The 10,697-nt window shown below is 54.4% G+C and carries 7 protein-coding genes; all 7 read right to left on the reverse strand.

All coding sequences use genetic code 11. The annotated features are described in order from the left end of the window. Positions 1 to 1,351 (reverse strand): biosynthetic arginine decarboxylase (gene speA / locus H6A34_RS11605; RefSeq protein WP_205105649.1); only part of this gene is annotated, 1,351 nt, incomplete at its 3' end. Between the two features lie 366 nt (positions 1,352 to 1,717). Further along, positions 1,718 to 2,245 carry a shikimate kinase gene (locus H6A34_RS11610; protein ID WP_021949392.1) on the reverse strand — a complete coding sequence of 176 codons (528 nt, stop codon included), beginning with the start codon at positions 2,243 to 2,245 and terminating at the stop codon, positions 1,718 to 1,720. A 3-nt stretch (positions 2,246 to 2,248) separates the two neighbouring features. Further along, positions 2,249 to 4,558, reverse strand: coding sequence for a type I DNA topoisomerase (topA, locus tag H6A34_RS11615; protein WP_205105650.1), 2,310 nt, complete (start codon positions 4,556 to 4,558; stop codon positions 2,249 to 2,251). Positions 4,559 to 4,917: 359 nt separating this feature from the next. After that, positions 4,918 to 7,032 (reverse strand): S46 family peptidase, encoded by a 2,115-nt coding sequence (locus H6A34_RS11620; protein WP_205105651.1) that lies wholly within the window; start codon positions 7,030 to 7,032, stop codon positions 4,918 to 4,920. 168 nt (positions 7,033 to 7,200) lie between these two features. Further along, positions 7,201 to 8,691: an oligosaccharide flippase family protein gene (locus tag H6A34_RS11625; RefSeq protein ID WP_205105652.1), complete on the reverse strand. Its 1,491-nt coding sequence runs from the start codon at positions 8,689 to 8,691 to the stop codon at positions 7,201 to 7,203. A 49-nt stretch (positions 8,692 to 8,740) separates the two neighbouring features. After that, on the reverse strand, positions 8,741 to 9,103 hold the full coding sequence (locus tag H6A34_RS11630) for a four helix bundle protein (RefSeq protein ID WP_205105653.1): 363 nt from the start codon (positions 9,101 to 9,103) through the stop codon (positions 8,741 to 8,743). A gap of 89 nt (positions 9,104 to 9,192) precedes the next feature. Further along, the gene (locus tag H6A34_RS11635) at positions 9,193 to 10,422 is read right to left on the reverse strand and encodes a nucleoside recognition domain-containing protein (RefSeq protein ID WP_205105654.1); all 1,230 of its coding nucleotides are present in this window, start codon (positions 10,420 to 10,422) and stop codon (positions 9,193 to 9,195) included. Positions 10,423 to 10,697 lie beyond the last annotated feature (275 nt).

Consider the following 10,697-nt stretch of genomic DNA (forward strand, 5'->3'; position numbering starts at 1 on the left):
GCTTGTCGAGACCCTTCAGTTCCTCGGGCACATGCTTGAAACTTTTTGATATCGAGTTGATTTCGCGGCACACGCTCCAGTACATTCGCTCAATCTCGGCGCGCGTCTTGAGGTCAACGAGGCCGTGCTCAAACAGGTCGAGGGCGTCCTCGCGTATCTGTTCGGCGTCGTGCCAGTCCTCCAATATTGTGCGCGGATTAAGGTTGTCCCAGATGTCGTACAGGTCTTTTACCAGCTTGTGCGAGTTCTCGTTAGGCTCATATTCCTCGGGCATTTCGGGCAGCGACGCCGTTTCGAGCACGTCGATTACCAGCACCGAGTGGTGTGCCGACAGCGAGCGGCCGCTCTCCGTGATGAGGTTGGGGTGCGGAATGCCGTTGCGGTCGGCAGCTTCGACGAAGGTGTAGATGCAGTCGTTCACGTATTCCTGTATCGAGTAGTTCACCGAGCTCTCGCTGTTAGGCGAGCGTGTGCCGTCGTAATCTACGCCCAGTCCGCCTCCGCAGTCTACGAAGTCGACGTTGTAGCCCATCTTGTGCAGCTGGATGTAGAACTGCGAAGCCTCCTTCAGGGCTGTCTGTATGCGGCGTATCTTGGTTATCTGGCTGCCGATGTGGAAGTGTATCAGTCGCAGACAGTCCTTCAGTCCCTTCTTTTCGAGAATCTCGAGGGCCGCCAGCAGCTCCGAGCTTGTCAGTCCGAACTTGCTCGCGTCGCCGCCGCTCTCCTCCCATTTGCCGCTGCCCGACGAGGCCAGCTTAATCCTTACGCCCAGGTTGGGGCGCACGCCCAGCTTCTTGGCGGCGCGGCTTATGGTGTCGAGCTCGTTGAGTTTCTCCACCACGATGAAGATTCTCTTGCCCATCTTCTGTGCCAGCAGCGCCAGCTCGATGTAGCTCTGGTCTTTGTATCCGTTGCAGATGATGAGCGAGTCGCTCTGGCATTGCACGGCGATGACGGCGTGCAGCTCGGGCTTGGAGCCGGCCTCGAGGCCGAGGTTGAACTTCCGTCCGTGGCTGATAATCTCCTCAACGACGGGCTGCATCTGGTTGACCTTGATGGGATAGATGATGAAGTTCTCGCCCTTGAAGCCGTATTCGTCAGAGGCTTTCTTGAAACAGCTCCACGTCTTCTCGATTCTGTTGTCCAGGATGTCGGGAAAACGCAGCAGCACCGGCGGCGTAACGTCGCGCAGGGCCAGCTCGTCCATGACGTCGTGCAGGTCTATCTCCACGTTGTCCTTACACGGCGAGACGTACATGTCGCCCTTGTCGTTAATGCCAAAATAGGATGTTCCCCATCCGCTGATGTTGTAAAGCTCGTTAGAGTCTTCAATCGTCCATTTCTTCATTTAGGTGTGGTAGTTTTATTGTTGTTTGCGTTATTTGGTAGCGAGCGTGGCGCCCCGTCTTGCGAAAGGCCGTCTTTTGGCCTGCGATATGCCGTCTTTCAGGCCACGAAAGACCGCCTTTTGCATTGCGTTTTGCCGTCTTTTGCAAGGCAGGCGTTAATTCTCCACAAAGATAGTGATATTTCTTTATTAATTCATTATGAAGTTATAGAATTTAAAGAAGTTACAGAAGTTATAGCCAATAGCCTCGTTAAATATAACCGACAGTGCATTCGGCTTTAACTTCTAACGAAGCGGAGCGTAGTGATAACTTCTGTAACTTCTTTAATTTCACGAACAGACTTCTTTAACTTCACGAATACAATTTCACAAATCGAGCATTTTGCGCAGGCTTGCCACGGTAGTCTGTATCTTCTCGTAGTTGTCAAGCAGGCTCACGTCGAACACGTGGCGGGCCTTCATGTAATAAGCCTCGCGCTGGCTGAGCTGGTTTTTTATGAACTCGTGCAGCTCCTCTTCCGACTTGCCTTCGATCAGGGGGCGGCGTGTCTTGCCCATTTTCAGGTGGGCGCAGAGCACGTCAGGCTCGGCCTTCAGGTAAACGGTGTCGGCAAGGGAGTTCATGTAGTCCATGTTGTCGAAGAAGCACGGGGTGCCCCCTCCGCAGCTAAGTATCACGTCCTCGAACTCCGCCGCCTCGTGCAGCAGGTTGTGTTCTATCCGCCTGAAGCCGTCCTCGCCGCGTTCGGCGAAGATTTGCGGTACGGTTTTCCGCATTCTTCCTTCGATGTACCAGTCGAGGTCGTAGAACTGCAGGCCCGTGTCCTTGGCCAGCGCCTTGCCTACGGTGGTCTTGCCGGCGCCCATGTATCCTACGATGATGATTCTCCTCATCGGCTACTTCTTCTTTGAGTTGTTGATTACGTTCATGCACTCCTCGAGGGTCAGTTCGGCCGCCTTGTCGTGCATAGCCTTGGGCAGTCGGTAGTTCTTGCCGTCGTAAGCCAGGTAAGGGCCGTAGCGTCCGTTCATCACTTCCAGCTTAGGCTCGTCCTCGAAGGTCTTTATGTGGCGCTGCGTCTCCTGTTGGCGCTTGTTGCGTATCAGCTCTATGGCGGTGTCGAGGGTTACGGTCAGCGGGTTCTCAGTCTTCGGAAGGGATACGTATTTCTTGTCGTGCATGACGTAAGGGCCGAAGCGTCCTGAGCCGATAACTACCGGCGTGCCTTCGTACTCGCCGAGAGTGCGCGGCAGGCGGAACAGCTCGAGGGCCTCGTCGAGCGTGATTGTCTCCATGCTCTTGTCGGCGGGCAGCTGGGCGAAGCGGGGCTTATCCTTGTCCTCGGCCTTGCCTATCTGCACCACGGGGCCGAACCTGCCAATCTTGACGAACACGGGTCGTCCCGTGGCCGGTTCCGTGCCGAGCTCCCGCTCGCCGGCCTTGTGCTCCTCGCGGGTGTTCATCGTCTTCTCGACGGTAGGCTCGAATTTCTTGTAGAAGTTCTCGAGCATTGCCGTCCATTGTGCCTTTCCCTCGGCTATGGTGTCGAACTGCTGCTCCACCTTGGCCGTGAAGTTGTAGTCCATGATGGCCGGAAAATATTTCATCAGGAAGTCATTGACCACAATGCCGATGTCAGTGGGCAGCAGCTTGCCCTTCTCGTTGCCGGCCATTTCGGTCTTCGTCCTGTTCGTTATGGCGTTGCCTTTCAGCGTGTCTACGGTGTACAGGCGCTCCTCGCCCTTCTTGTCGCCCTTCTGCACGTACTCGCGCTGCTGTATGGTGCTGATGGTCGGGGCGTAGGTTGACGGTCGGCCGATGCCTAATTCCTCGAGTTTGCGCACGAGGCTGGCCTCGGTATATCGCACGGGGCCTTGGCTGAAGCGTTGCGTTGCGGTGATTTCGCTGCGCTGAAGCTGCTCGCCCTCGGTCATCGGGGGCAGCGTGTGCGACGTGTCCTCCTGCCCGTCGGCCTCGTCGTCGGACGACTCGCGGTACACCTTTAGGAATCCGTCGAACTTCACTACCTCGCCGTTGGCCACGAACTGCTCGTCGGCGTCGCTCAGGCGGATGGTCACTGTTGTCTTTTCTATCTGCGCGTCGGCCATCTGGCTGGCGGCGGTGCGCTTCCAGATGAGGTCGTACAGGCGCTTTTCCTGCTGCGTGCCGTCTATCGAGGTGGCGTCCATGTATGTCGGGCGGATGGCCTCGTGGGCCTCCTGCGCGCCCTTTGAGTGCGTGTGGTACTGGCGCGGCTTGCTGTATTCCTCGCCCCACAGGCTGGTTATCTCGGCCTTGCTTGAGTTGATGCATAGCGACGACAGGTTGACGGAGTCGGTTCGCATGTATGTTATCCGTCCGTTCTCGTAAAGGTGTTGTGCCACCATCATCGTCTGCGATACGGTGAAACCGAGCTTTCTTGCGGCTTCCTGCTGCAGGGTGGAGGTGGTGAACGGCGGCGCGGGCGTACGCTTCATGGGCTTCTTGACGATACCTGCCACGGTGAACGTGGAGCCCTTGCACTTGTCGAGGAAGGCAAGTACCTCGTCATGGGTGGCGAAGCGCTTGTCAAGTTCGGCCTTCACTTCTGACATCGTTCCGTCCTCGTTGGGCACGGCGAACACGGCCGTCACGCGGTAGTAGGTTTCGCTCTTGAAGGCCTGTATCTCCCTCTCGCGCTCAACGATGAGCCTTACGGCTACGCTCTGTACGCGGCCGGCTGAGAGGGCGGGCTTTACCTTGCGCCACAGCACGGGCGACAGCCTGAAGCCCACGAGGCGGTCGAGCACGCGGCGCGCCTGCTGGGCGTTGACAAGGTTCATGTCAAGATGGCGGGGGTGCTTGATGGCCTCCAGTATGGCAGGTTTGGTAATCTCGTGGAACACTATGCGGTTGGTCTTTTCCTCGTCCAGGCCGAGCACCTCGCAGAGATGCCACGATATGGCCTCTCCCTCGCGGTCTTCATCGGATGCGAGCCATACTTTCTCTGAGTTCTTTGCGCTGTTCTTCAGCTCGGTCACGAGCTTCTTCTTCTCTTCGGGAATCTCGTAGTCGGGCGTAAATGTGTCTGTGTCTATGCTTAGTTCTTTTTTCTTCAGGTCACGTATGTGGCCGTAACTGGACATCACCTTGTAGTCTTTGCCCAGGAATTTTTCTATGGTCTTGGCCTTGGCGGGGCTCTCGACTATTACCAAATTCTTCTGCATAACGCTGTATTACCTATTCGATTAGGGCGCAAAAGTAAGCAAAACTTTCGCCATATACCTTATATAATATGTCTGTTTTCTTGTTTTTTAAGGAATATTAGCATAGTTAAAGTCTCATCAATGCTGTCCGCCCATGCTTGGCCTGGTTGTCAGTGTATCTGCGCTCGGCGTCCGGCTGTTTTGCAAAGACGGCCTTTCACCTTCCGAAAGGCCGTCTTTTACACGACGAAAGGCCACCTTTCGCGACGCAAAAGGTGGCCTTTCGGGAAGTGGCTGGCCGTCAGCGGGTTACGCCGCGGCCGCGATGTTGTTGTTTGTTGCCGTTGGTTTGCCCGTTGAACGGGCGCTGGCGACAGTTGTTATTTGGCGTTTATTTCCTTCATCAGGCGGTCGGCGTGGCCCCACTTGTCAATCATGTAGAGCACGTAGCGTATGTCTACGCCGATGCAGCGGGCGAGGTTCTTCTCGAAGTAGATGTCGCTCGAGAGGCTGTCCCAGTTGCCGTCGAAGGCCAGTCCGATGAGTTCGCCCTTGCCGTTGAACATCGGCGAGCCGCTGTTGCCGCCGGTTATGTCGTTGTTCGTAAGGAAGCAGAGCTGCATCTTGCCCGTGGTCTTGTCCTGGTAGGGGCCGAAGTCCTTGGCTGAGAGCAGTTCGTGCATTATCGGCTCGGCGAAATATTCAGGCACGCGGTCGCTCATCTTCATCTTCTCTACAATGCTTTCTGCCGTCGTGTAGTAGCCCGAGGGCGAGCCGTTGAGGGTGAATCCGCCTACGCGGCCGTAGCTTAGGCGCATTGTCATGTTGGCGTCGCTGTAGTGGGGAAGGTCTTGCTCCATGCGCAGTTTTGCCGCGCAGAGGTATTTCTCCTGCACGTCGATTGAGTCAGAGAGCGGGTTTAGTATTTCGCTTTGCGCCGCGATGTAGTCCTGCAGGCTAAGGCCCAGCTGCACGCCGAGGTCTTCGTTGAAGCTCTTTTTGTTGAAGTAGAGCTTCTTGCCGCTCTTCATAAGTATGGATTTCTTGTAGAGGTAGTCTACGTAAGCCTTGCAGTCGCCCTTGAACTTCTTGTCGATGGTCTGGTAGAACGACGGCAGGTATTCCTCCGACACGTGCTCGCGGTAGTTCTGAAGCAGGGCCGCCAGCACCTCCTTGTCAAGCGCCTCGTCCCATTCGTCGCTGTTGTCCTCGAACTCGATGTACTGCTTCTTCGGGTCTTTCTCAGACCCTTTCACCTCCATTCCGCTGCCGGCCTTCATGGCGCGGGTGACGAGTTCGTTCGTTCCGCGGAACGTCTCGAACCAGTAGTAGAACGCGCGCCTGTGCTTGAAACACTTGGCGTAGAGCCTCGCCATGAGGTCGAAGTCGAGCTTGCCCTTGAGGTATCCCGTGGTGTCCTGCCAGTGGCGCAGGCGCAGTTCGTAAGCCTTCTTCTGCTCGATTATGCCGATGGAATCGATACATTTGTTCATTCCCATCGAGTTTTTCCAGTAGTTCGCGCTCTGGGCGTACTTCGAGTCGTACTTGATTCTGACTGCCTCGTCGGCGTCCATGTGGCGTTTCATTATCTCTTGCTTCAGCCCGCGCACCTGCACTCGTGTGGCGTTGCCGGCGTCGCGCATTTCCTTTATGCCGTAGGAGGAGAGGTAACGCTCCGTGCTTCCCGGGTAGCCGACGGTCATTGCGAAGTCGCCGTCCTTGTAACCCTGCATCGACACGGGTGCCCATGATTTCGGTTTGTACGGCACGTTGGCCTCCGAGTATTCTGCCGGGCCGTTAGTCTTCGGGTCGGCGTATATGCGGAACACGCTGAAGTCGCACGTCTGGCGCGGCCACATCCAGTTGTCGGTCTCGCCGCCGAACTTGCCCATCGACTTTGGCACTGCGAAAACGAGGCGCACGTCGGGGAAGAGCTGGTACGTGGTGGCGTAGTATTGGTTGCCCTCATAGTAGGGGTCAATCTCCACGTGGTAAGACTTGTCTATTTTCTTTACCGAGTCGGTCATCACGGCGGCTATCGAGTCGATGACGTCAGCCTGCTTGTCGAACGGCATATCGTCAATGCCCAGTGCCTGCAGGCGTGCCGTAACGTCCTGCTGTTCAATCATGAAGCTGACAAAGAGGTTCTCGTTCGGCAGCTCGTCTTTTGCCGTCTTGGCGTAGAATCCGTTGAGCATGTAGTCGTGCTCCACGGTAGAATGGCTGCGGATTGCCTCGAAACCACAGTGGTGGTTGGTGAACACGAGGCCGTCGGGCGACACAACCACGCCCGAGCAGAAGCCTCCGAAGAGCACCACCGAGCCCTTGATGGGGTTGTTGCCTGAGTAAAGACTCTCGTAAGGAAGGCTGTATCCGTAAGCCTTCATCTGGTCGTACACCGCCTGGGGCAGGTTGTACAGGGTCCACATACCCTCGTCCGCCTTCATCGGCAAAAGGGCAAGCAGTCCCACGATAGACATCAATAATCTTTTCATTGCTATGTTTTTTAATGGGTTTTTACGGTTTGGGGTTATGAGGTTTTACGGTTATAAGGTTTTGAGGTTATGCGGTTGTGCGGTTATTTGGTTTGTAGGGGTTTATTGTTATGCGGTTTTTACGGTTGTATTTGCATGGTGTTAGGCCTTTCTCGCCTTTTCACCCTTTCACTTTCTCACCTTTCCCAAGATTTGCTTCAGGGGGAAGTCGAGCTTCACTATCATTGCAGCGAACAGGGCGATGAGCACCGTATTTACCGCCAGTGCGCCCCACATGGGCAGCGAACCGTTAGCCCAGCGCATTCCCAAGCACAGGATTATCGCCACGACGACGTACCGCGCAATCTCTTTCACCGGGTAATTGATGGGGTAGTGCTTCTGTCCCACGAAGTAAGAGAGCAGCATCGCCGTGCCGTATCCTGCGAAACCGCCCCACGCGCAGGCCATATAGCCGTATTGTGGAACGAAGATTACGTTGACGGCGATGAGTACCAGGCAGCCGGCTCCAGAGAACCAGGCGCCCCAGATGGTCTTGTCGATGAGTTTGTACCAGAACGACAGGTTGAAGTATATGCCCATCATGATTTCCGCCGCCATTACTATCGGCACGACTTTTAGGCCCTCCCAATAGTCGTTGCCTATCAGATGCTTCAGTATGTCCATGTATCCGATGACGGCAAGGAACGCCAGAAGGGTGAAGATTACAAAGAACTTCATCGCCTTGGCGTAAGTATCGCGGTTGTCCTTGTCCTTGGATTTGCCGAACACGAACGGCTCGTAGGCGTAGCGGAAGGCCTGTGTTATCATCGCCATAATCATCGCTATCTTGCTTGCCGCGCCGTAAATGCCGAGCTGGGCATGGGCGTCGGCTCCCTTGTAGACGTACGGGAAAATGATTTTATCTGCCGTCTGGTTGAGTATTCCGGCGATTCCGAGCACCAGTATTGGCCAGCTGTAGCCGAGCATTCTCTTAAGCAACGCACGGTCGAAGACATACTTGAAGCCCGTAAGTTCCTTCCAGAAAAGGAACGTTATCGAGCCGGTGCAGAACAGGTTGATGTAGAACGCATAGCCAACACCTACCGTAGGGTCGTATATCTTGCTTATGAAGCCCTCGCCGCCGCTGCTTTCATACAGCGCGGGGAGCAGCACGAAGAACACCAGGTTGAGGCAGATGTTCATTATGATGAACAGCATCTTGAGCGCGGCGAACTTTATCGGGCGTTTCTTGTAGCGCAGATACGCGAACGGAATGGCCTGGAATGCGTCGAGCGCTACGGTCAAGGCCATCGTCCAGATATAAGAAGGGTGGTCGGCATAGCCCATCGCCGATGAAATGGGCGATATGAAGGCTAGCACCAGCAGGACGAACACCATCGAGGTGAAGCCCACCGACATAAGTATGGTTGAGTACACCCGGCGCGGGTCTTCGCCCTCCTTGTTGGAGTAACGGAAGAACGTTGTCTCCATGCCGTACGTCAGAATGACGAACAGCAGCGCCGTATATGCATACACGTTAGTGATGACGCCGTAGCCGCCGCTTGCCGCCGACAGCTTCGCCGTGTACAACGGAACGAGCAGGTAGTTGAGAAACCGCCCCACAATGCTGCTCAGTCCGTAGATTGCAGTGTCCTTAGCTAATCCCTTTAAATCTGCCATCGTTTTTAGGTGAAAAGGTGAAAAAGTGAAAAGGTGAAAAATACCATGTTCATTGTTTTGCCTTCTCTTTCAGCTTTTTTATGATTTTTGTTAATGTTCCGATTATGACTTTTAGGTCGCTTATTATTGATTCGAACTGTTTATCGTCTATCGTTTCCGACTCGTGTAGCAGCTCAAGCCAGTATTCAGTTTCGTCAGCTTCCTTTAATGCAATACTTAATTTATTGATAAAGTCAGCTGTACTTTGGGCATTACGGCTTTCGGCAATGTTCGCTCCGATACTTGTGCCTGACCTGTAGACTTGTTTTGACATGATGTATTCATGTTTTTCTTCCAACAAGTATTTATAAAGTTTTATCATTCTAAGAGCAAATTTCTTGCTCAATATTGATATCGTATTCTTTTGGTTCATGGTCTTGATTATATTTATTCAGTATCGTTGCATTGCTTCAATACGTGTATGTTTCTTTTTCACCTTTTCACTCTTTCACTTTTTCACCTTTAAAAGAACAGGTAGCACACCGCTATTGCCGCTATTACTCCAGCCAGATCCGCCAGCAGGCCGCAGGCGACGGCGTGGCGGGTGTAGCGGACGCCGACGCTGCCGAAGTACACCGCGAGGATGTAGAACGTGGTGTCGGTGGAGCCTTGAAAGATACAACTGAGACGGCCGACGAACGAGTCGGCGCCGTATGTCGACATTGCGTCGACCATCATGCCGCGGGCGCCGCTGCCCGAGAGGGGCTTCATCAGCGCGGTTGGCAGCGCGCCGACGAACTCTGTGTCGCCGCCGCACAGTTCAACAAGCCATTTTATACCGTCAACAATGGCGTCCATGGCGCCCGAGGCGCGAAAAACGCCGATTCCAACGAGTATCGCCACGAGATAGGGTATTATCCTGACGGCCGTGGTGAAGCCGTCCTTGGCGCCCTCGATGAAGGCATCGTACACGTTGACACGCTTTCTCATGCCGGCCACGATGAAACCGACGATTACGCACATCAGCAGGATATTGGCCGCCGTAGTGCTCACGAGGTTCATCCGCTCCTTGTCCATCGAGCCGAAGAGCCATATTATCGCCGCCACGGCGAGGCTCATGCCGCCGAGCGTGAGCAGCATGGTGCGGTTCAGCAGGTTGATGCGCTGGTACAGGCTGGTCACTATCACGCCGGCAAGGGTCGAGAAGAACGTGGCTATCAGTATGGGTATGAATACGTCGGTAGGCTGTGCCGCGCCGAGCTGCGCGCGGTAGACGAGTATCGACACGGGTATGATGGTAAGTCCGGAGGTGTTGAGCACGAGGAACATTATCATCGGGTTGGTGGCCGTGTCCTTCTTCCTGTTGAGGCTCTGGAGCTGCTCCATGGCCTTCAGGCCGAGCGGAGTGGCTGCGTTGTCGAGGCCGAGCATGTTGGCGGCGATGTTCATGAAGATGGAGCCCGTGGCAGGATGGCCCTTCGGTATGTCGGGAAACAGCTTGGTGAACACGGGGCTGAGCACCCTGGCCAGGGCGTTAACCACGCCTCCCTTCTCGCCTATCTTCATCACGCCGAGCCACAGCGACAGCACGCCCGTAAGCCCGAGCGATATCTCGAAGGCTGTCTTGGCCGAGCTGAACGTCGAGTTCATCATGGCCGGAAACACCTCGGTGTCGCCCATGAACACAAGCCTCACCAGCGCTATGACGAACGCTATGAGGAAAAACGATATCCAGATATAGTTCAGCACCATACGATTTGCAAACTTACATATTTTTTTTTATTTAACGTCAGGTTGCCTGCAAGAAATTTGTTTTTGCCCGCCTTAATTGCCGTTTGCGGTTCTTCCGCAGTTTTGTTGGATGGCCTTTCAGCAACATAAAATTGAGCACATCGAGTTTTTCTTTTAAAAGATTAAAAATCAATAGTTTTGTTATATAATTTGAAGTATGGATAAGCCGGATAGTTTTATAGCCCAAAATTTCAATTTAATCAATATACAGGTACTGATTATCAGGGACTTATGAG

The organism is Marseilla massiliensis (assembly GCF_016899855.1).
Classification (GTDB): Bacteria; Bacteroidota; Bacteroidia; order Bacteroidales; family Bacteroidaceae; genus Prevotella.